General features: G+C 72.6%; 22 protein-coding genes. 10 read left to right on the top strand and 12 right to left on the bottom strand.

Annotated features, from left to right (window positions below; genetic code table 11):
* A partial coding sequence (locus RIN75_RS38820; protein WP_375296079.1) for an aldolase/citrate lyase family protein occupies positions 1–320 on the bottom strand: 320 nt, incomplete at its 3' end.
* A gap of 174 nt (positions 321–494) precedes the next feature.
* On the opposite strand from RIN75_RS38820, the gene RIN75_RS38825 reads away from it, so the two are divergent.
* Both RIN75_RS38825 and RIN75_RS38830 read left to right on the top strand, forming a co-directional pair.
* Positions 495–830 (top strand): hypothetical protein, encoded by a 336-nt coding sequence (locus RIN75_RS38825; protein ID WP_309117104.1) that lies wholly within the window; start codon positions 495–497, stop codon positions 828–830.
* Positions 827–1,681, top strand: coding sequence for an aminoglycoside phosphotransferase family protein (locus RIN75_RS38830; RefSeq protein ID WP_309117105.1), 855 nt, complete (start codon positions 827–829; stop codon positions 1,679–1,681). The genes RIN75_RS38825 and RIN75_RS38830 overlap by 4 nt, the downstream gene beginning before the upstream one ends.
* Here RIN75_RS38830 and RIN75_RS38835 read toward each other — a convergent pair.
* On the bottom strand, positions 1,665–2,510 hold the full coding sequence (locus RIN75_RS38835) for a PhzF family phenazine biosynthesis protein (protein WP_309117106.1): 846 nt from the start codon (positions 2,508–2,510) through the stop codon (positions 1,665–1,667). The two genes, RIN75_RS38830 and RIN75_RS38835, sit on opposite strands and share 17 nt — an antisense overlap.
* 56 nt (positions 2,511–2,566) lie before the next feature.
* On the opposite strand from RIN75_RS38835, the gene RIN75_RS38840 reads away from it, so the two are divergent.
* Positions 2,567–3,820: a magnesium transporter MgtE N-terminal domain-containing protein gene (locus tag RIN75_RS38840; RefSeq protein ID WP_309117107.1), complete on the top strand. Its 1,254-nt coding sequence runs from the start codon at positions 2,567–2,569 to the stop codon at positions 3,818–3,820.
* Positions 3,813–4,319, top strand: coding sequence for a DUF1003 domain-containing protein (locus tag RIN75_RS38845; protein WP_309117108.1), 507 nt, complete (start codon positions 3,813–3,815; stop codon positions 4,317–4,319). Before RIN75_RS38840 ends, RIN75_RS38845 begins: the two co-directional genes overlap by 8 nt.
* 51 nt (positions 4,320–4,370) lie before the next feature.
* On the opposite strand, the gene RIN75_RS38850 is transcribed toward RIN75_RS38845, so the two are convergent.
* On the bottom strand, positions 4,371–4,838 hold the full coding sequence (locus RIN75_RS38850; RefSeq protein WP_309117109.1) for a MarR family transcriptional regulator: 468 nt from the start codon (positions 4,836–4,838) through the stop codon (positions 4,371–4,373).
* A gap of 132 nt (positions 4,839–4,970) precedes the next feature.
* Here RIN75_RS38850 and RIN75_RS38855 point away from each other — a divergent pair, with 132 nt between their 5' ends.
* The gene (locus RIN75_RS38855) at positions 4,971–6,110 is read left to right on the top strand and encodes a P-loop NTPase (protein WP_309117110.1); all 1,140 of its coding nucleotides are present in this window, start codon (positions 4,971–4,973) and stop codon (positions 6,108–6,110) included.
* An 81-nt stretch (positions 6,111–6,191) separates the two neighbouring features.
* Here the strand turns inward: RIN75_RS38855 and tatB are convergent, their stop codons facing one another.
* The 4 genes from tatB to sigE form a co-directional block, all read right to left on the bottom strand.
* Complete coding sequence (tatB, locus tag RIN75_RS38860; protein WP_309117111.1) at positions 6,192–6,593, bottom strand: Sec-independent protein translocase protein TatB; 402 nt, start codon at positions 6,591–6,593, stop codon at positions 6,192–6,194.
* 67 nt (positions 6,594–6,660) lie between these two features.
* On the bottom strand, positions 6,661–8,193 hold the full coding sequence (locus RIN75_RS38865) for a trypsin-like peptidase domain-containing protein (protein ID WP_309117112.1): 1,533 nt from the start codon (positions 8,191–8,193) through the stop codon (positions 6,661–6,663).
* 69 nt (positions 8,194–8,262) lie between these two features.
* Positions 8,263–8,859: a zf-HC2 domain-containing protein gene (locus tag RIN75_RS38870; protein WP_309117113.1), complete on the bottom strand. Its 597-nt coding sequence runs from the start codon at positions 8,857–8,859 to the stop codon at positions 8,263–8,265.
* On the bottom strand, positions 8,856–9,428 hold the full coding sequence (gene sigE / locus RIN75_RS38875; RefSeq protein WP_309117114.1) for an RNA polymerase sigma factor SigE: 573 nt from the start codon (positions 9,426–9,428) through the stop codon (positions 8,856–8,858). Before sigE ends, RIN75_RS38870 begins: the two co-directional genes overlap by 4 nt.
* Before the next feature lie 240 nt (positions 9,429–9,668).
* On the opposite strand from sigE, the gene RIN75_RS38880 reads away from it, so the two are divergent.
* Positions 9,669–10,292, top strand: a complete 624-nt coding sequence (locus RIN75_RS38880) for an O-methyltransferase (RefSeq protein WP_309117115.1) — start codon at positions 9,669–9,671, stop codon at positions 10,290–10,292.
* Here the strand turns inward: RIN75_RS38880 and RIN75_RS38885 are convergent.
* Positions 10,289–11,248, bottom strand: coding sequence for a helix-turn-helix domain-containing protein (locus RIN75_RS38885; protein WP_309117116.1), 960 nt, complete (start codon positions 11,246–11,248; stop codon positions 10,289–10,291). The two genes, RIN75_RS38880 and RIN75_RS38885, sit on opposite strands and share 4 nt — an antisense overlap.
* Positions 11,249–11,301: 53 nt before the next feature.
* Here RIN75_RS38885 and RIN75_RS38890 point away from each other — a divergent pair, with 53 nt between their 5' ends.
* A complete protein-coding gene (locus RIN75_RS38890; protein ID WP_309117117.1) occupies positions 11,302–11,673 on the top strand; it encodes a cupin domain-containing protein in 372 nt (123 codons plus the stop codon).
* Here RIN75_RS38890 and glgC read toward each other — a convergent pair.
* Positions 11,660–12,874: a glucose-1-phosphate adenylyltransferase gene (gene glgC, locus RIN75_RS38895; protein WP_309117118.1), complete on the bottom strand. Its 1,215-nt coding sequence runs from the start codon at positions 12,872–12,874 to the stop codon at positions 11,660–11,662. The genes RIN75_RS38890 and glgC overlap by 14 nt on opposite strands.
* Before the next feature lie 103 nt (positions 12,875–12,977).
* Between glgC and glgA the strand changes: the two genes are divergently transcribed.
* Positions 12,978–14,144: a glycogen synthase gene (gene glgA, locus RIN75_RS38900; RefSeq protein WP_309117119.1), complete on the top strand. Its 1,167-nt coding sequence runs from the start codon at positions 12,978–12,980 to the stop codon at positions 14,142–14,144.
* 1,303 nt (positions 14,145–15,447) lie between these two features.
* On the opposite strand, the gene RIN75_RS38905 is transcribed toward glgA, so the two are convergent.
* On the bottom strand, positions 15,448–16,791 hold the full coding sequence (locus RIN75_RS38905; RefSeq protein WP_309117120.1) for an MFS transporter: 1,344 nt from the start codon (positions 16,789–16,791) through the stop codon (positions 15,448–15,450).
* 56 nt (positions 16,792–16,847) lie between these two features.
* On the opposite strand from RIN75_RS38905, the gene RIN75_RS38910 reads away from it, so the two are divergent.
* Together RIN75_RS38910 and RIN75_RS38915 are read left to right on the top strand one after the other, a co-directional pair.
* Positions 16,848–17,714: a LysR family transcriptional regulator gene (locus RIN75_RS38910; protein WP_309117144.1), complete on the top strand. Its 867-nt coding sequence runs from the start codon at positions 16,848–16,850 to the stop codon at positions 17,712–17,714.
* A 149-nt stretch (positions 17,715–17,863) separates the two neighbouring features.
* Positions 17,864–18,226 carry a hypothetical protein gene (locus RIN75_RS38915; RefSeq protein WP_309117121.1) on the top strand — a complete coding sequence of 121 codons (363 nt, stop codon included), beginning with the start codon at positions 17,864–17,866 and terminating at the stop codon, positions 18,224–18,226.
* A gap of 76 nt (positions 18,227–18,302) precedes the next feature.
* Here RIN75_RS38915 and RIN75_RS38920 read toward each other — a convergent pair whose 3' ends face one another.
* Both RIN75_RS38920 and RIN75_RS38925 read right to left on the bottom strand, forming a co-directional pair.
* Positions 18,303–19,718, bottom strand: a complete 1,416-nt coding sequence (locus RIN75_RS38920) for a peptidase M17 (protein WP_309117122.1) — start codon at positions 19,716–19,718, stop codon at positions 18,303–18,305.
* A gap of 98 nt (positions 19,719–19,816) precedes the next feature.
* Positions 19,817–19,984 carry a DUF3117 domain-containing protein gene (locus RIN75_RS38925; RefSeq protein WP_012783412.1) on the bottom strand — a complete coding sequence of 56 codons (168 nt, stop codon included), beginning with the start codon at positions 19,982–19,984 and terminating at the stop codon, positions 19,817–19,819.
* Between the last annotated feature and the right edge of the window lie 155 nt (positions 19,985–20,139).

Raw genomic sequence — 20,139 nt, forward strand, 5'->3', positions numbered from 1 at the left:
CCGACCTCGTAGCCCATGGTCTTCTCGATCTGGGTGAGCAGCAGGTCCAGCGCGTGCACCTGCTCCGCGGTCTGCACCTTGGGCAGCATGATGCAGTCCAGGTTCGCGCCCGCGCCCTCGACGACCTCGGTGACGTCGCGGTAGGTCCACTCGGTGGTCCAGTCGTTCACGCGGACCACGCGGGCCTTGTCGCCCCAGCCGCCCTCGTTGAGCGAGGCGACGATCGTCTTGCGCGCGTCGGGCTTGGCCAGGGGCGCGCAGGCGTCCTCCAGGTCGAGGAAGACCTGGTCCGCGGGCAGCGTGCGGGCCTTGTCGATCATCTTCTGGCTCGAGCCGGGCACGGCCAGACACGAGCGACGGGGACGCTGCTGGTCGACCACTGGGGTACCTCCTCGTACCGGCCGGTAACTCCTTGTCGAGCGAAGGGTGGCACGCACGCCGGACCGCCGCTATTTCGTGAGTCCCGATTCACAGGGGTCTGGCAGGCTGAACCGGTGGAGATCACCCGGGTGCTGGACAACGCGCTGCGCAAGGCCGCCGCCGTGTGGGTCGCGCCGGACGGGCACCCCGCCCGGCTGGTGTGGGCGCTGTGGCGCGACGAGTCGGTGCTGGTGGCCGTCGGCGGGACGGAGCAGGAGGTGCCGGGCCTCGCGGACGGGGTCGCGTGCGTGCTCACCGTCCGCTCCCCCTCGACCCACTCGCACCTGGTGGACGTCCCGGTGACCGCCCGCCTGGTAGAGGTGGACGAGGAGACCGCCGCGGCGCTGCGGACGGCCCGCCTGAACACCACGCCGGCGTGGGAGTCGGTCTACCGCTTGGAGGTCGTGTGATCACCGTGCCGCCCGACTTCGCGTCGTGGCTCGGCGAGGAGGGCGCGGACTGGAAGGCGTCGCTGCCCGCGTTGGCCACGAAGTTCTGCGCCCGCTGGGACCTCACGCCCGACGGCGACCTCATGCACGGCTACGTCGCCGTGGTGCTGCCCGTGCGCCAAGCCGACGGCCACCCCGCCGTCCTCAAGCTGACCTGGCTGGACGAGGAAACCCGACAGGAGCCGCTGGCCCTCAAGACGTGGGACGGCAACGGCGTCGTCCGGCTGCTCGACCACGACGACGAGCACGGCGCACTCCTGCTGGAACGCCTCGACCACACCCGTTCCCTGCTCGACACGTCCGTGGAAGAGGCCCTGGAGGTCACCGGCGGCCTCCTGCGCCGGCTGCGCCAACCCGCCGGCCCCGGCTTCCGGACCACCGAGACCGACGACCTCACCGAGGAGAACGACGGCTACGTCCCGGAGCGCTTCGCCGAACTGGCGACCGAACTGGGCGACGAGTTGGCCAAGACCGCGGGGAACACCCTGGTCAACGAGGACCTGCACTACGAGAACGTCCTGCGCGGCACCCGCGAGCCGTGGCTGATGATCGACCCCAAGCCGCTGGCGTCGGACCGCGAGTACGGCGTCATCCCGCTGCTGTGGAACCGGTGGTCCGAGGTCGACGGCGAGCGCGGCCTGCGGGACCGGTTCGCCGCGCTGTGCGACATCGGCGAGCTGGACGTCGACCGGGCGCGGCGCTGGACGGTGTACCGGGCGGTCGACAACTGGCTGTGGTGCACCGAGGCGGGCGAGGCGGAGCTGGCGGCCAAGTGCGAGACGATCGCGCGGGCGTTCAGCCCGGGACTCTGATCTTCCCCTGCGCCACCGGCACCACCTTCCCGCCCACCCGGACGTGCGTGGCCACCCCGCCCACGGCCGTCACATGCAGCTCCACAATGGACGGTCGCCTGACCTCTTCCCCTTGCCGCACCACCACGAAGTGCTCACCCTCGGGCGGCAGCAGCCCCCGGTCGACCAGCCACACCCCCAACGCAAGCGCCGCCGCCCCGGTCGCCGCGTCCTCGCCGCCGGCGGCCCGGAACATCCGGACGTGCGCCTCCCCGCCGGCGAAGCACACCGGCACCAGCCCGCGCCCGACGACGTGACCGGCGAACCCGACCTGCGGCCTGGCCCGCACCACGGCGCCCTCCCGCACCGGCAGGAAGGTGAAGTCCATCCCCGCCCCGGCCACCCCGGCCTCCGCGTGCGGGTCCACATCGGACAGGAACAGCCCCAGCGCACCGGCCAGCGGCGCCGCGTCGAGGTAGTCGCCGACGACCGGCCGGTCCCCCGCCAGCGTCGCCCCGTCCTCCCGCACCACCACCTCGTGCAGGCCCTTCGCGGTCTCCTGCACGCGCCGCCCCAGCGCGAGCTTCCCGGCGGTCCCGAGCACCCAGGCGGTCCCGAGGCTGGGCAGCCCGGCGAAGGGCAGTTCGGACGACGGTGTGAAGATCCGCAGCCGGTAGTCGGCCCCCGACCGCGTCGGCGGCAGGGGGAACGCCGTCTCGGACAGCCCGAACTCGCTCGCGATCGCCTGCAGCTGCCCGTCGGACAGGTCTTCGGCCCCGTGGACGACCGCCAGCGGGTTCCCGGCGAACGCCCGGTCGGTGAACACGTCGACCACGTCGTAGCTCAGCACGCACCCGACCTTAACCGTGATCGGCAAGCACGCCCGGGCACGGTTAGCCTGGCGGCGTGGTTGCCGTGAACCGGGTCTTCGCCGCGCAGCTCGCCGGGCTCCCCGTCTTCGGGCCCGACGGCGAGTCGATCGGCAAGGTGCGCGACCTCGTCATCGGGCTGCGCGTGGACCGCCAGCCGCCGCGGGTGCTCGGGCTCGTCCTCGAACTGGCCACCCGCCGGCGCATCTTCGTGCCCATGCTGCGGGTCACCTCCATCGAGCCCAACGCCGTGACGCTGGCCACCGGGTCGGTCAACCTGCGGCAGTTCCACCAGCGCACCAACGAGGTGCTGGTGGTCGGCGAACTGCTCGACGCCCGCGTCCACCTCGACTCGGGCGCGACCGCCGTCCTGGTCGACGCCGCCATGGAACCCACCCGCACCCGCGACTGGCGGATGACCCGGGTCGCCGTCCGCGAGCGCACCGGCCGCCTGGCCCGCCGCGGGCCGGTGCAGGTGCTGCGCTGGGAGGACATCTCCGGCCTGTCCGTCACCGAACTCGCGGGCCAGCCCCAGGGCGCCCAGCACCTGGTGGCGGTGTTCGAGACGATGCGCGCCGCGGACGTGGCGCTCGCCCTGCACAGCCTGCCCAGCAAGCGCCGGTACGAGGTGGCCGAGGCGCTGGACGACGAACGGCTCGCGGACGTCATCGAGGAGTTGCCCGAGGAGGACCAGAAGGACCTCCTGGCCCACCTGGACGAGGAACGCGCGGCGGACGTGCTGGAGGCGATGAACCCCGACGACGCCGCCGACCTGCTGGGCGAACTGCCCGAACCGGAGAAGGACCGGCTGCTGGAACTCATGGAGCCCGAGGAGTCCGCGCCGGTCAAACGCCTGCTGGAGTACAGCTACGACACCGCGGGCGGCCTGATGACCCCCGAACCCGTGGTCCTGGCCCCCGACGCGACCGTCGCCGAAGCCCTGGCCCACGTGCGCAACCCCGACCTCACGCCCGCGCTGGCCAGCCTGGTGTTCGTGTGCCGCCCGCCGACCGCCACCCCGACCGGTCGCTACCTGGGCTGCGTGCACATCCAGCGGCTGCTCCGGGAACCGCCGTCCGACCTGGTCGCGGGCGTCCTGGACACCGACCTGACCACGCTCACGCCCAGGGCCACCCTCGGCGACGTCACCCGCTACTTCGCCGCCTACAACCTGGTCTGCGGGCCGGTCGTGGACGAGGACGACCACCTGCTCGGCGCGGTCACCGTGGACGACGTGCTGGACCACCTGCTGCCGGACAACTGGCGGGAAACGGGGCTGACCCATGCCTGAGCTGCTGCCGCGCCGCCGCCTCGACCAGCCCCGCCGCCCCGGCTTCCGGTTCGAACTCGACCCCGAGGCGTTCGGGCGGTTCTCCGAGCGGCTGGCCCGGTTCCTGGGCACCGGGAAGTTCCTGTTCTGGCAGACCCTGCTGGTCGCGGTGTGGATCACGCTGAACCTGGTCGCGGTCAACCTGCGCTGGGACCCGTACCCGTTCATCCTGCTCAACCTGGCGTTCTCCACCCAGGCCGCGTACGCCGCGCCGCTCATCCTGCTCGCCCAGAACCGGCAGGACGACCGCGACCGGGTGTCCCTGGAGGAGGACCGGGCCCGCGCCGCGCAGACCAAGGCGGACACCGAGTACCTGGCGCGCGAACTCGCCGCCCTGCGCATCGCGATCGGCGAGGTGGCGACCCGCGACTACCTGCGCAGCGAACTGGACCGGGTGTTCCGCGAGCGCAAGCGCCCCACCCTGAAGGACGACCCACGATGGGACGACGTGCCCTCTTAAGCCCGTCCTGCGTTAAAGCCCGTCCTGCGCTTTTAAGTCCCTCCCTGCGCTTTAAGGGCCGTCCGGCTCGTTCGCCAGCCGGTCGCAGGACTGGCCGAACGCGTCCAGCTCGGCCCGGTCGAACACCTCCGCGAAGTGGCGCACGACACCCGTGAGGTGGGTGCCCGACGCTGTTCGGAGGCGGTCCAGCCCCAGCGGTGTCAGCACCGCCACGACGCCGCGGCCGTCGCCGTCGGCACGTTCCCGCAGCACGAGGCCCGCGCGCTCCAGCCGGTCGACGAGCCGGGTCACCCCGGAGCGGGACAGGAGGACGGCGTCCGCCAGCTCCGTCATCCGCAGTCGGTACTGCGGCGACTCGGCCAGCTGCACGAGGACGTCGTAGGCCGCCAGCGACAGCCGCTGCTCGGCGATCAGTTCGGCTTCCAGGATCCGGGTGAGCCGCGCATGGGCCCGGAGGAAGGATCGCCACACCCCGAGTTCGCCGCGGGTGGGCAACCGGGCGCTTCCGGTTTCCGGCACGGATAGCAATGTTACGGAAAGCACGCAACCGGCTGCGCCCAGCCCCGTCGAGCCGGGGGTGACCAACCGGTAGCTTGGAAGGACGCGGCCCCGCCGTAGCATGGCGTTCTCCCCCGAAGTGAAGGCGATCCGGTGACGACGCAGACCCTCCCCACCGTTGACGACGTGCACAAGGCGCTGGCCGGTGTGCAGGACCCGGAGATCCGGCGCCCCATCACCGACCTGGGCATGGTGAAGTCGGTCACCGTCACCGACGGGGTCGTCGACGTCGCGGTGTACCTCACCGTCGCCGGCTGCCCGCTGCGCGACAAGATCACCGCGGACGTGACGGCCGCCGTGTCGGCGCTGGAGGGCGTCCGCCAGGTCCGGGTGGAGCTGGACGTGATGAGCGACGCCCAGCGCACCGAGCTGCGCAAGTCGCTGCGCGGCGGCGTCGAGGAGCCGGTGATCCCGTTCGCCCAGCCCGGTTCGCTGACCCGCGTGTACTGCGTGGCGTCGGGCAAGGGCGGCGTCGGCAAGTCCAGCGTCACGGTGAACCTCGCCGTCGCGATGGCCCAGCGGGGCCTGTCGGTGGGCGTGGTCGACGCCGACATCTACGGCCACTCGATCCCCCGGATGCTGGGCACCGAGGCGCGCCCCACCCAGGTCGAGAAGATGATCATGCCGCCGCAGTCGCACGGCGTGAAGCTCATCTCCATCGGCATGTTCACCCCCGGCAACACCCCGGTCGTCTGGCGCGGCCCGATGCTGCACCGGGCGCTCCAGCAGTTCCTGGCGGACGTGTTCTGGGGCGACCTGGACGTGCTGCTGATGGACCTGCCGCCGGGCACCGGTGACGTCGCCATCTCGGTGGCGCAGCTGGTCCCGAACGCGGAGATCCTGGTCGTGACCACGCCGCAGCAGGCCGCCGCCGAGGTGGCCGAGCGGGCGGGTTCGATCGCGCTGCAGACCCGCCAGCGGGTGGCCGGCGTGATCGAGAACATGTCGTGGCTGGAACTCCCGGACGGCACCCGCATGGACGTCTTCGGCGAGGGCGGCGGCAAGGCCGTGGCGGACTCCCTCACCCAGGCCGTCGGCGCCGAGGTCCCCCTGCTGGGCCAGGTCCCCCTCGACCCGCGCCTGCGCGAACAGGGCGACGCCGGCACCCCGATCGTGCTGGCCGAACCCACGTCGACGGCGGCCCAGGTCCTGACCGCGGTGGCCACCAAGCTGTCCGTCCGCTCCCGGGGCCTGGCCGGCCGCCTCCTGAACGTCTCCCCCGCCGGCCGCTGACCCACCGCAAACGCCAACCGCCGCGCTGCATCTCGCCGCGCGGCGGTTCGTTTTCGCTCTCAGACGGCGAGCGCCGAGGTGTCAGGTGGCGTCAGGGTCGTAGGGCGGGCGTTCGCCGTGCTGCAAAGGCCGTTCCTGAGCCACCGAAGGCCCCTGCCCGGCCGCCGGGTACCCGTTCGGCTTGGCCCCCTCGGATGAGGACGTCCCGTTGCTCGGCAGGTCGTCCCACAGGTGCTTGGTGATGGCCCGCTTCGGGTCGAAGTTGCGGAGTTCGCGCAAGTCCTCCAGCGGCTTGCGCAGGGACTCGAACTCGGGCCCCATCTCCTGCTTCAACTGGTCCCGCGCACCCGTCGCGTACTCGCGCACCTGGCGGATCGTCCGACCGACCCACGCCGCCGCCGACGGCAGGCGCTCCGGCCCCAGGATGAACAGGCCCGCGACGATGATGATGAGCAGCTCAACCCAGCCGATGCTGTCAAACACAGTGCCCGCCTTCGCTCCACATCACCCTCGCCGAGGCCCACGAGTGAGCCACCAGCCAGCGTAGCCGTCAGTCGGACCGCAACGTCACCTGCACGGTCAGCTCCCGGCCCTGCCTGGCCAGCACGACCGGAACCGTGTCCCCGATTTCGTGGTCCCGTACCGCAACGGTCAACTCGGCGGCGTTGCGCACCAGCCGGTCGCCGACGCGGGTGATCACGTCGCCCTCCTCGATGCCCGCCGCGTCCGCCGCGCCGCCGTCGGGCACGTTCTGGACCCGGGCGCCCTCCGCGGTCTCCGCGGCCACCGAGCTGACGTTGATGTTCATGTCCGCGTGCTTGACCTGGCCGTCGCGGATCAGCGCCTGGGCGATCTTGCGGGCGTAGTTGCCGGTGATCGCGAACCCGAGGCCCACCGAACCACCGGTCTCGGTGCGGATCGACGAGTTGATGCCCACCAGGGCGCCGGACGAGTCGACCAGCGCGCCGCCGGAGTTGCCGGGGTTGATCGCGGCGTCGGTCTGGATGGCGTCGTAGGTGACCTGCGGGCCGCCGTTCTCGCCCGCGGCGGTCACCGGGCGGTGCAGGGCGCTGACGATGCCCTCGGTCACGGTGTTCGACAGCTGCAACGGCGAACCGATGGCCAGGACGGTGTCGCCCACGGCCAGTTCGTTGGAGTCGCCGAACTGGAGCACGGTCGGGTTGTCCACCTGGACCTTGATCACCGCGAGGTCGGTCTTGGAGTCGCGCCCGACGATCTGGGCCACCGCGCGCTTGCCGTCCGTGAAGACCACGGTCAACTTGGCGGACGTGTCCTGCACGGCCGGGGCGACCACGTGGTCGTTGGTGAGCACGTAGCCGCCGCCGTCGATCACGACGCCCGACCCGACGCCCGCCACGTTCGCGCCCTTGAACTCGATCGACACCACGCTCGGCGTGACCCGCTTGGCGATCTCGGCCACCGACCCGGTCGGCCGCTCCTTGCCCGGCTTGACCTCGGCCAGCGTGACCCCGCTGTCGGTCAACGGGTTGCCCGCCCGGCCGAACAACCACCCGACGACCCCGCCGGCCGCGCCCACCAGCAGAGCCACCACCAGCAACAACGCCAACGCGGTCGGCTTCACTCGGCGGCCGAACAACAGCTCCGGGACGCTCAGCTGCGGCCCCGGCTCGGCCGCGGCCTTCTTCTCGACCTCGGGCTCCTCGGTCACCGCCGGCGGCCCGATGACCGCGCTCGCGCCGGGGTCGCGCCACGAGTCGCCCGCGGGCTTGCCCTCCCAGAACACCGGCTCGACCTCGGGCTCGCCGCTGACGTCCAGCGGAGGCCGTTGGAGCAGCTCGGAGGTCCCGCGCGGGCGGCCGAACGCCGTGCTCAACGCCTCGGGCGGGGGCGGAGCGAGCTGGACGCCACCGTTGAGCACGGGCCGGTCGGCGGAGAACGCGCCGTCCACACCCCGGGGACGGCCGAAGACGTGGGCCTGACCCGGGTCGACCGCGGGGCGTTCGAGTGGGCGCGGCGCGAGCCTGCGGTGCGCCCCGTCGTCCACGCCGGACCTGGGTGTCCCGTTGCCCTGCTGCGGCCCGCCCTGTTGTGGCTCGCTCATCGCTCCCCGCACGTCGGTGATGCCCGGTGTTGCGGGGCCCATCGTGCCCGGTGACCGGTGAAGTTGTCGTCAGCGAGCCGGCAGGTGGTCGGTCCCGGCCCCGGTGCCGCTCAGCAGCCCCACGCGCTCTTCCACGAGCGGCGCCACCGCGGGCGGCGGGGGCGGGTTGCCGGCCGCCGGTGACGGCGCGGGCTCCTCACTGCCCGGTGCCACGAGCGCCAGGGCGCCCAGCATGAGACCCGACACGACCACGCCGGCGCCTTGCCGTGCCCGCCGGCTGCCGAACCGGCTGCCCGTGCCAAAAGGGCGGCTCGACCCCAACACGGGTCCGCTGCCGAACGCCACCCGGTCCGGCCGCTGCACGGCCACCAGCTGGCCGTCCTCGGTCACCGCGAGGCCGTCGGGCGCGCTGGGCAGCTCGACCTCCTGCGGGATCGCGCCCAACCGGGCCAGCAGGCTCGCGGGCGCGGACGGGGTCGGCGCGGCACGCACGGCGGACCGCGCTTGCTGCTGCGAGTAGGCCTCCGCGGCGCAGAACGGGCAGCGCGCCAGGTGCGCCGCCGCACGGCTGTGGGCCGAAGCCGACAGCTCGCCGTCGACGAAGGCGACGACCGCGTCGGGCAGCAGGTGCTGCTCGGGCAGTCCCCAACCTCGCAGGTCGGTCATGCAGAGTCCTCCTGAACAAGACCCCGACGGCGTTCGAGTGCGGCCCGCAGGGCCTGGCGGCCCCGGTGGATCCTGCTCCTCACGGTACCCAGTTTCACGCCGAGGGTGGCGCCGATCTCCTCGTAGGACAGCCCTTCGACGTCGCACAGCACCACGGCGGCCCGGAAGTCCGGCGGCAGCTCGTCGAGCGCGGCCTGGAGGTCGGGGTCGAGGTGGGTGTCGTGGTAGACCTGCTCGGGGCTCGGGTCGTCGCCCGCGAGCCGGTCGGTGTCCTCGGGCAGGCCCTCCATGCGGAACTTGGCGCGGCGGCGGGCCATGTCGAGGAACAGGTTCGTGGTGATGCGGTGCAGCCAGCCTTCGAACGTGCCCGGCTGGTAGGACGCGAGCGAGCGGAAGACGCGGATGAACGTCTCCTGCGTCAGGTCCTCGGCGTCGTGCTGGTTGCCGGTCAGGCGGTAGGCCAGCCGGTAGACCCGGTCGGCGTGGTCGCGGACGACCTGGTCCCACGTCGGCACGATCCACTCCGTGTCGTCGATGGGCGCGGTGGCGGTGTACGGCTGCGTTGGCATCGTGCGGTGAAGCACCTCCAGTGGGCCCGGCTGCCCTGCTGCACGGTTCAACGCTCCCTGCGGCCGGCGTGTTCCCGTGTGTCCTGCTCGTGGCGGGTGGGACGTGCGCCCCGTCCCGCGTGGCACCCAGCATGCTGGGCTCCCTTATAACCATGGTGAGAGTCGGCTGAGAGCACGCTGAGAATTCCGGTTCACGGGAGATTCACCCGCTCAGCCGCGTCCGGCGTTAACCTCCGTCCTGTGGATGCGCCGCTGCGCGAGTACGTGGAGCGCTACCTGCCCGAGGACGCCGTGACCACGGCCGCCCGGGCGCGTGGCGAACAGCTGGGTTGCGTGCCCATCGGGGCCGGTGGCGGCGCGGCGCTGCGGTTCCTGGCCACCGCGTTGCGGGCGAAGGCCGTGGTGGAGGTCGGCACGGGTGCCGGCGTCGGCGCGTTGTACCTGCTCAGCGGCATGCCCGCGGCGGGTGTCCTGACCTCCATCGACATCGAGCCCGAGCACCAGCGGGCGGCGCGGAAGGCGTTCACCGAGGCCGGCGTGGGCGCGTCCCGGACCCGGCTGATCATGGGCCAGGCGCTGGACGTCCTGCCGCGGCTCACCGACGGGGCCTACGACCTGGTGTTCGTGGACGCGGCGAAGACCGAGTACCCGAAGTACCTGGAAGAGGGCGTGCGGCTGCTGCGGCCGGGCGGGGTCATCGCGTTCGACAACATCCTGTGGCACGGGCGGGTGGCCGACCCGTCCAACCGCGACCCCGACACGGTGGCCCTGCGGGAGGTCGCCCGCGCGGTCCGCGAGGACGACCGACTGGTGCCGGTCATCCTCCCCCTGGGTGACGGTCTGCTCGTCGCGGCCAAGGCTTAAGCACCGAACCTCGCTCGGTACTCGGACGGGCTCAACCCGGTCCGCCGCCGCACCTGCGCCCTCAGGTTCGACGGCGACCCCAGCCCCGACCGCCGCGCCACCACGTCCAGCCGGGTCTCGCCCCGCTCCAGCAGCGTGCACGCCAGGTCCACGCGGGCGGCGGTCAGCCAGGCGAGCGGGGTCGTGCCCACCTCCTGCTGGAACCTCCGGTGCAGCGTGGCGGGGCTCAACGCGGCCCGTGCGGCCAGACCGCCCACGGTCAGCGGCTCGTCCAGCCGCTCGCGCGCCCAGTCCAGCAACGGGGTCAGGGACGTGTCCGGCACCGCCGGCACCGGCTGCTTCACGAACTGCCGCTGCCCGCCGTCGCGGTGGGCGGCGAACACCAGCCGCCGGGACACCGTGTTGGCCACCTCCGCGCCGTGGTCGAGCCGGATCAGGTGCACTCCCAGGTCCAGGGCCGCCGCGCTCCCGGCGGCGGTGAAAACAGGCCCGTCCGCCACGTACAGCACCTCGGGCACCAGCGTGACCTGCGGGAACAACGACCGGAACAGCTCGGTCCACCGCCAGTGCGTGGTCGCCGAACGCCCGTCCAGCACCCCCGCGTACCCGAGCGTGAACGCCCCGGTGCAGAAGCTGACCAGCCGCGCACCCCTCAGCCACGCCGCGCGCACCGCCTCCAGCACCCGATCGGGCGGTCTCACCTCGGGGTCCGGCCGGTTGGGCACGATCACCGTGTCGGCCGTGTCCACGACCTCCAGCCCCGGCACGCCGGCCAGCGTGAAGAACCCGTTGTGCATGGTCACCGGCCCGGGCGCGGCCAGCGTGAACGAGTACCAGGGCCGGTCGCCCAGTTCCGGCCGGTCCAGCCCGAACAGCTCCGTCGCCACGCCCATCTCGAACGGGTTGGAGCCGGAGTCGACGATCATCACCACGCGGTGCGAGGAACCAGGCGACATGTGCGATTCCTAGCACTCACGCCGCCGCACGCACCACAACCACCATGAACCGCATGAACATCGACAAGGCCCTGGCGAGCTTCGAAGACCTGTGGAGCCCCCGAGTCCTGGCCACCGTCAACGACCACGACGTCCGCGTGGCGAAGGTGGGGGGCGAATACGTCTGGCACGCGCACGCCGACACGGACGAGTTCTTCCTCGTGCTGTCCGGTGAACTCGACATCGCCCTGCGCGACCGGACCGTTCACCTGAAGAAGGGCGACACGTTCGTCGTCCCCAGGGACGTCGAGCACAAGCCGTCCTCAGTCGAGGGCGCGCACATCCTGATGATCGAACCGTCCGGCACGGTCAGCGTCGGGGACCGCCACGAGGAGGTCCCCGACCACGTCGACGTGACCACCGGTCACCCGCTCAGGACGCAGTGACGCCCTTGCCCAGCACGGTGACCCCGCCGGCCGACACCGTGTAACGCTGCCGGTCCATCGCGTGGTCCACACCGATCAACGCGCCGTCCGGCACGACGACGTTCTTGTCCAGGATCGCCCGCCGCACGACCGCGCCGCGCCCGATCCGCACGCCCGGCAGCAGCACGCTGCCCTGCACCACGGAACCGCTCTCCACCACCACGTCCGACGACACCACGGACCCGTGGATGGTGCCGGAGATGATCGACCCCGGACCGACCATCGAGTCCTCCGCGCTGCCGCCCGCGATGAACTTCGCCGGCGGCAGCGGCGGGGTCGCGGTCCGGATCGGCCAGGCCTGGTTGTAGAGGTTGAACACCGGCCGCACCGACACCAGGTCCATGTGCGCCTCGTAGTAGGCGTCGATGGTCCCCACGTCCCGCCAGTAGCCGCGGTCGCGCTCGGTCTCGCCGGGCACGAGGTTGTCGGAGAAGTCGTAGACGTGCGCCTGGCCCTGGTCGACCAGCATGGGGATGATGTCGCCGCCCATGTCGTGGTCGGAGTCCGGGTTGGCCGCGTCCGCGCGCAACGCCTCCAGCAGGGCCTCCGTGGTGAACACGTAGTTGCCCATCGAGGCGAACGTGACCTCCGGGTCGCCGGGCACGTGCGGCGGCTCGGCGGGCTTCTCCAGGAACCGGGTGATCTGGCCGAACTCGTCGGAGTCGATGCACCCGAACGCCTTGGCCTCCGCGCGCGGCACCCGGATGCCCGCCACCGTGACGCCCGCGCCGGACTGGACGTGCTGGTCCACCATCTGGCCCGGGTCCATCCGGTACACGTGGTCCGCGCCGAAGATCACCACGTGGTCGGGCTTCTCGTCGTTGACGAGGTTGAGGCTCTGGAAGATCGCGTCGGCCGAGCCCGTGTACCACCGGGGGCCCAGCCGCTGCTGCGCGGGCACCGGCGTCACGTACTGGCCGAGCACATTGGACAGCCGCCACGTGGTGGAGATGTGGCGGTCCAGTGAATGGGATTTGTACTGGGTCAGCACGCACAGCCGGACGAAACCGGCGTTCACGAGGTTGGACAGCACGAAGTCGACGAGCCGGTAGTTACCGCCGAAGGGCACCGCGGGCTTTGCCCGGTCGGCGGTCAACGGCCACAACCGTTTGCCTTCGCCACCGGCGAGGACAATTCCTAGTACATGCGGTTGCCCTTTCACGACAACGACCCTAACCGTGCGGGCAGCGGGCCACCACGGCGAAGTAACGCAAACTTTGGCTGTTCACCCGGACGTCCGGCACCCCGGGGTTACCGTGGGCGGCGTGCGAATTGGACTGCTGACACGGGAGTACCCGCCGGAGGTCTACGGCGGCGCCGGGGTGCACGTCGGTTTCCTCGTGCCGAGGCTGCGGGAGCTGGTGGACGTGGACGTGCACGCCTTCGGCGGGCCGCGGCCGGACGCCTTCGCCCACAACCCGGCGCCGTCGCTGGACGGCGCGAACGCGGCGCTGGGGGTGCTGTCGGCGGACCTGGAGATCGCCGCGGCGCTGAGCGGGGTGCAGGTGGCGCACTCACACACCTGGTACGCCAACATGGCCGGCCACCTGGCGAAGCTGCTGCACGGGATCCCGCACGTGATCACCGCGCACTCGCTGGAGCCGCGCCGGCCGTGGAAGGCCGAGCAGCTCGGGGGCGGGTACCGGATCTCGTCGTGGGTGGAGCGCACCGCGTACGAGGCGGCGGACGCGATCATCGCGGTGAGCGACGGGATGCGCGCGGACGTCCTGGACTGCTACCCGGCGCTGGACCCGGCGCGGGTGCACGTCGTGCGCAACGGCATCGACACCGCCGAGTACCACCCGGTCGACGAGACGGACGCGTTGGCGCGGCACGGGATCGACCCCACCAAGCCGATCGTCGCGTTCGTCGGGCGGATCACCCGGCAGAAGGGCGTCGGGCACCTGGTGGCGGCGGCGCACCGGATCTCGCGGGACGCCCAGGTCGTGCTGTGCGCGGGCGCTCCGGACACGCCGGAGATCGCCGAGGAGACCCGGCTCGCGGTGGCCGAGCTGGCGGCGGCGCGGCCGGGGGTGGTGTGGATCCAGCAGATGCTGCCGCAGGCGGACGTCCGGCAGATCCTGAGCCACTCCGCGGTGTTCGTGTGCCCGTCGGTGTACGAGCCGCTGGGGATCGTGAACCTGGAGGCGATGGCGTGCGGCACCGCCGTGGTGGCGTCCGACGTGGGCGGCATCCCCGAGGTGGTGGACCACGGGCGGACCGGGCTGCTGGTGCACTACTCGGCCGACGACGAGGCGGCGTTCCGGACCGGGCTGGCGGACGCGGTGAACGCGTTGCTGGCGGACCCGGCGAAGGCGCGGGCGTTCGGCGCGGCCGGGCGGGAGCGGGCGGTGCGGGAGTTCTCCTGGTCAAGCGTGGCCGAGGAGACCGTGGCGGTGTACGAGGCGACCCTCTCGAACAGCGTTGAATGATCTTCCGGGTAGTTGCGTGATGTGGGTCACAGCAACAAAACGCAACCTCTGAGCGTTCTCACGACCTTTAACCAGTAGGGGATCGACTACTGGGGGTCACAATGCGGTGGGTCGTGGTCGCCTGCCTGCTTTTGGCGGGCTGCGGCGTGGCGGACGTGCGGACGGCGGCGTCGCCCGTGGCGCTCACCATCGGCGGTCGGCCGGTGGTGGACGCGCAGGGGTTGCAGATGGAGGCCGAGGCGGAGCTGAGCTACACGCTCAGCTTCGGCTACGTGGCGCGCGCCGGCGACGCGGTGAGCTGCTGGTTCGCCCGCACCGGGGCGAAGGCCGAGGTCGACCGGCGGTTGTGGTGCGGCCCGGTCCAGGTGCCCGGCACGGCCGCGGCCACGGACTGGGTGCCGGTGCCGCTCAAGGAGGTCGAGCAGAGCGACGGCGGGGTGCGGCTGGCGGTCGAGCCGCCCCAGGTGCCGGGACCGGGCAGCCGCAGCACACCGCTGGGCAAGCTCGTCCGCACCGACGGGCGGGAGGCCGACGCGGACCAGGGCGTGGGGCTCGCCGGGCCGGACTTCCTGGCCGTGCAGCCCGACGACGGCCGGCCGCTGGACGCCGCCGCCGGCCTGCTCCGGGACGACCAGCTCTCGTTGCGGATCACCGGGTACGGCAGCCCGGACCGGTGGGCCACCGAGAAGGGCGAGCTGCGCGCCGAGCACGGGGTCCGGCTGCGGGCGCTGCGGCTGTCCGTGGAGCGGCTGCGGGAGACCGACTCGGCGTTCCGCCAGGTCCCGTGGAGCGGGTGGCTGCCGCAGCCGCCGGAGGCCGCGCTCCAGGTGCCGGGCAAGCGGCACCCGCTGCCCATGGACCGGTTGCCGGAGACCGGGTCGGTGTTCGTCGTCTACACCGTGCCGGAGGCGGGCGGGCCGGAGGCGCTGGTGCTGAACACCGTGGGCTCGAAGTCGTTGGAGCAGCGGGTGGAGGTGCCGTCGGGGGCCGCGCTGGGCGAGGCCTTCCCGGCGCTGCGCCGCCCGCCCGGCCCGGCCGAGCCGGTGCCGGTGGCGCACCGGCTGAAGGTCGGCGGCAAGGAGGGCGCGCTGGAGGTGCAGCGGGTGCGGCTGGGCCGGCAGCGGCCGGTGAACGTCGACGGGCAGCAGTACGGCCTGGCCACCGCGTCCGCGCCGGACAAGGCCCTGCTGGAGCTGCGCCTGCAGGGCAAGGACCTGCCGAAGACCGCGGGCGCACCGCTGACCAAGGACCTGGTCGCGGTGACCTTGCCGGACGGCACCCGTGCGCCGACCGTGGGGGCGCGCTACGGCGGCGACACCTTCCCGGTGGCGGTGGTGGTCGAGGTGCCGGCGGACGTCCGGTCGGTGTCCGTGGCGGTCACGGCCGGAACAGTCGACCTGCCCATCCTGGGCGCGACACCCGTTGAGCCCGGCGACCCCGTGGTGGTGCCCTTGGACTTCTGACCCGCACCCCGATTGCCGGCAGCCGGGCGGCCGGCGGCCTGGTCGCCAACGGCCCGATCGCCGGCAGCCGGGAGGGCGGTGGATCTCCGGGCCGCGAGCGCCACCGCGACCGCAGCGAGGGCGAGCCAGCCGACGACGAGCAACACCAGGCCGGTCCACCCCCACTGCTGGTAGGCGGTGCTGCCCGCGGTGCCGCCGGCGCTGCTGCCCAGGTAGAACGCGAACAGGTAGGCGCCCGACGCCGGCCCCTTCGCGGTCGCCCGCGCGCCCACCCAGCCACTGGCCACGGCGTGCACCGCGAAGAACCCGCCGGTGAACACGGCCAGCCCCACGCCGACCGCGACCAGGTGGTCCGGCACGGTCGTGAGCGCGCCCAGCGCGGTGACCGCCAACGCGGCCAGGGCGATCACCGCCCGGCCGTACCGGTCGGCCAACCGGCCCGCGACCGCCGAACACGCACCACCCGCCGCGTACGCCAGGAACACCAGGGAGGTCAGGCCCGGCGGCAACGCCAGCCGGAACGCGATCACGTTGAACAGCGAGACGAACGCCGCCACGCACAGCACCGCCACCGCGTAGAGGCACCACAACACCGGATCGGTCAGCGCGGACCGCAGGCCGGCTTCGCGGCGGGACGTCGGCCTGCCCACAGGCAGGTACAAGGCGGTCACCAGCGCGCAGGCCAGGGCGAAACCGGCCACCACCGCCAGCGCGCCGCGCCAGCCGAGCCAGTCCGTCCCGATCCCCGCGACCAGCCGCCCGATCATGCCGCCCGCGCTGTTCCCCGCGATCAACGCGCCGATCGCCGCACCGATCGCGGCAGCCTCGTCGGCGAGGTACGCCATGGCCACCGCCGGGATGCCCGCCGTCGCCACGCCCTGCAGCACGCGCAACGCCAGGAACACCGGGTAGCTGGGCGCCAGCGGCAGCAGCAGGCCGATCACCGCCGCGATCAGCACCGACCACACGATCACCCGCCGCCGCCCGACCCGCTCCGCCAACACCGCGCACGGGACGACCGCCAGCGCCAAGGCACCCGTCGCGGCGCTCACCGCCAGCGACGCGGCACCCGGCCCGAGCCCGAACTCGGCGGCGACCTGCGGCAAGACCGGTTGCGGCGCGTACAGCAGCGCGAAGGTCGCCAAGCCGGTCGAAACGGTGGCCGTGGTGAGGCGACTGGGCATGTTTCCGACGCTAAACTATGCGTCCAATACGATTTTCGGCGACAATTGATGCCGTGATGGATGAATTGGCCCCGAAGCTCGCCGTACTGCGGGCGTTGGCGGAGGACGAGCACGTGACGCACGCGGCGGCGGCCGTCGGGGTGCCGCAGCCCACGGTCAGCCGGTGGCTGGCCGCGATGGGGGAGTCGCTCGGCTCCCCGCTGGTCGTGCGCAGCGGCCGGCGCGTGCGGCTGACCCGGGCCGGGCGGCTGCTGGCGTCGGCGGCGGACCGGGCGCTGGCCGTGTTCGAGGCAGGGCACCGGGCAGCGGTGGAGGAGGTCGACCCGTCGCGCGGGCTGGTGGCGTTGGGCTTCCTGCACCTGCTCGGGCGGGCGCTGGTGCCGGAGTTCGTGCGCGGGTTCCGGGAGGAGCACCCGCACGTGCGGTTCCGGCTGGTCCAGGACTCGCGGCAGATCCTGTTGTCGCACCTGGAGGACGGGGTGGTCGACCTGGCCCTGGTCGCGCCGCCGCCCGAGGGTGCCGCTTACGAACACGCCGTCGTGCGGACGCAGGAACTGGTCCTCGTGCTGCCGCCCGGGCACCGGCTGGCCGGCCGGGACGCCGTCGAGGTCGCCGAACTGGCCGACGAGGAGTTCGTGGGGCTGGAGCGCGGCTACGGCCTGCGGCAGATCACCGACGACCTGTGCGCGGCGGCCGGGTTCGTGCCGCGGTTGGCCTTCGAGGGGCAGGAGACGGAGACCGTGCGGGGCCTGGTCGCCGCCGGGCTGGGGGTCGCGCTGCTCCCGCACGCCGAGGGGCCGACCGGGCTGGTCGAGCTGCCGCTGTCCCCCGGCGCCCGCCGCGAGATCGCCCTGGTGTGGCTCGCGGACGTCCCCCTGCCACCGGCCGTCCGGGCGTTCCGCGACCACGTCCGGAACGCGTGAACCGGGCTTTCGAACGCACGGCGTGAATGGGTGAAGAAAGAAATTCTCCCGATCGGGGGATAACGGACACGATCGCGTGCAGCCGAATGCGGGGTTCCTCGCGCCGGGCCACGATGGGCGGGCATGCCCGAATCCACGAGGAGGAATCCGTGCGCAACCTCGTCCGCCTGGTCGCGGCCACCGCGTTGTCCCTGCCCATCGTCGTCGGAGCCGCCGGCTTCGCCTCCGCGGAATCAGCGGGCTACTTCAACGACCACGTCGGCGTCGGCCCCCTGGGGCTCCACGTCGACTACACGGACGCCCACTCCGGCGACGGCGAAGCCTTCTACCACAACGAACACCTGTACGCGGGCGACCTCGGGTTCCACTACGGCCACATCGCGTCGTTCGCGGACGACGGCAGCGACCACCACGACGACGGCGCCTCGGCGGGCCACTTCCACGAATCGGTGGACGTGCACCCGCTCGGTTTCCTCTACGATTCCGGCGCGAGTTACGCCGAAACCGACTGACCGGACGCCCGGGGTGGAATCGGCGCGGTAAAGCGCCGATTCCACTCAGCGGCCGTAGTGCTCAGCGGCCGTGTGCTCAGCGGCCGTAGTGCTCCGCGAACTCCACGAGAGTGCGCGCCGCGAAACCGGTGGCGCCCGCCACCACCTCGTCGTAGTTCTTGTCCGACCGCGCTGGTCCCGCGATGTCCAGGTGCGCCCACGGCAGGCCGCCGGTGAACTCGCGCAGGAACAGCGCCGCCGTGATGCCACCCGGACCGGGCGGGCACTGGCGCAGGTCGGCGATGTCGCTCTTCACGTCCTCCGCGAGGTCGTCCAGCAGCGGCATCCGCCAGTACGCCTCGCCGACCCGCGCACCGGCGTCCGCGATCGCCGCCGCCACGTCGTCGTCGGAGGCGAACAGGCCGGCGGTCCGCACGCCCAGGCTGACCTTCATCGCCCCGGTCAGGGTCGCGACGTCCACCAGCACGTCCGCGCCCAGCTCGTCCACCGCGTAGGCGAGGGCGTCGGCCATCACCATGCGGCCCTCGGCGTCGGTGTTGGTCACCTCGGTGGTCAGCCCGCCGAAGTGCTTCACGACGTCACCGGGCCGGTAGGAGTCGCCGGACAGGTGGTTCTCCGCGGACGGCACCAGGCCGGTCACCCGGACCGGGAGGCTGCGCCGGGCGATGGCGATCATGGCCGCGATGACGGCCGCGCCGCCGGCCATGTCCGTGCGCATCAGGTGCATGCCCTCGGCCGGCTTCACAGAGATGCCGCCGGTGTCGAACGTGATGCCCTTGCCGACCAGCACGATGTGCGGGCCGGTCTTCGCGCCCTCCCAGGTCAGGTGCACCAGGCGGGGCGGCCGGGTCGAACCCCGGCCGACCGCCAGCACGCCGCCGAACCCGGTCTTGGCCAGCCACTTCTCGTCGCGCACCTGGACGTCCAGCCCGGGCACCGCGCCGGCCAGCTTGGCGGCGGTCGTGGCCAGCCACGCCGGGTCCTTGACGTTGGACGGCGCGTTCGCCAGGTCGCGGGTCAGCGCGGTGGCGGCGGCCAGGTCCGCGGCGGCCCGCACCTCTTCGGCGTCCGCGCCGACCAGGCGCAGCGACTTGATCCGCTTCGGCGCGTCCTGCCCGGTCACCTTGAACCGGTAGCCGCCCAGCACCAGGCCGAGCACGAACGACCGCACGTCGGCGTCGGGCGTGAGCAGCACGTCGAACGTGGTCGCCCCACCGGCCTCGACGTCGCCGTTCAGCGCCCGGACCAGGCCAGCGCCCGCCGTGCGCCAGTCGGACGCGGTCCCCGAGCCGATGCCCAGCACCCAGCGCCCGGCCGGCCTGGCGGTCGTGCCCGCCTTGCCGGTGAACTCGGAGGTCACCTCCACGTCGTCGCCTCCCGGACCCAGCACGACCGGCTCACCGGGCGCCGCCAGCACGACCGCGCCCACGCCGCGGCGGACCGTTTCGGCCGCCTCGACGGCGACCAGGGGGGTGGGCAGGGGCAGGCGCACGGCAGGGTCCTCCAGGAACTTCGGGTGGGGTCACGACGTAGCGATGCCCCGGTTCCACTGTGGAACCGGGGCGTCGACGATTCTCGCTCCGGCTAGGGTCAGCCAGCGGCCGCCTTGAGGGCGTCGCCCAGGGCGTTGGCCTCGTCCGCCGACATCTCGACGACGAGGCGCCCCCCACCCTCCAGGGGAACGCGCATCACGATGCCACGCCCCTCCTTGGTGACCTCAAGGGGACCGTCGCCGGTCCGGGGCTTCATGGCCGCCATCGCGTGCTCCCTCCGTCAACTTCTTCCCCGTCCGACCAGGGCCGGATACCGACCCATTCTCCCCTATGCGGACTCGGCGGCGAAACCGAACCGATCTTCTCGGGGGCGGGAAGAGTGGTTGACGATCTTGGTCAACGCCCAGTTCAGGGCCAGGA

The organism is Saccharothrix sp., from assembly GCF_031180885.1.
Classification (GTDB): domain Bacteria; phylum Actinomycetota; class Actinomycetes; order Mycobacteriales; family Pseudonocardiaceae; genus Actinosynnema.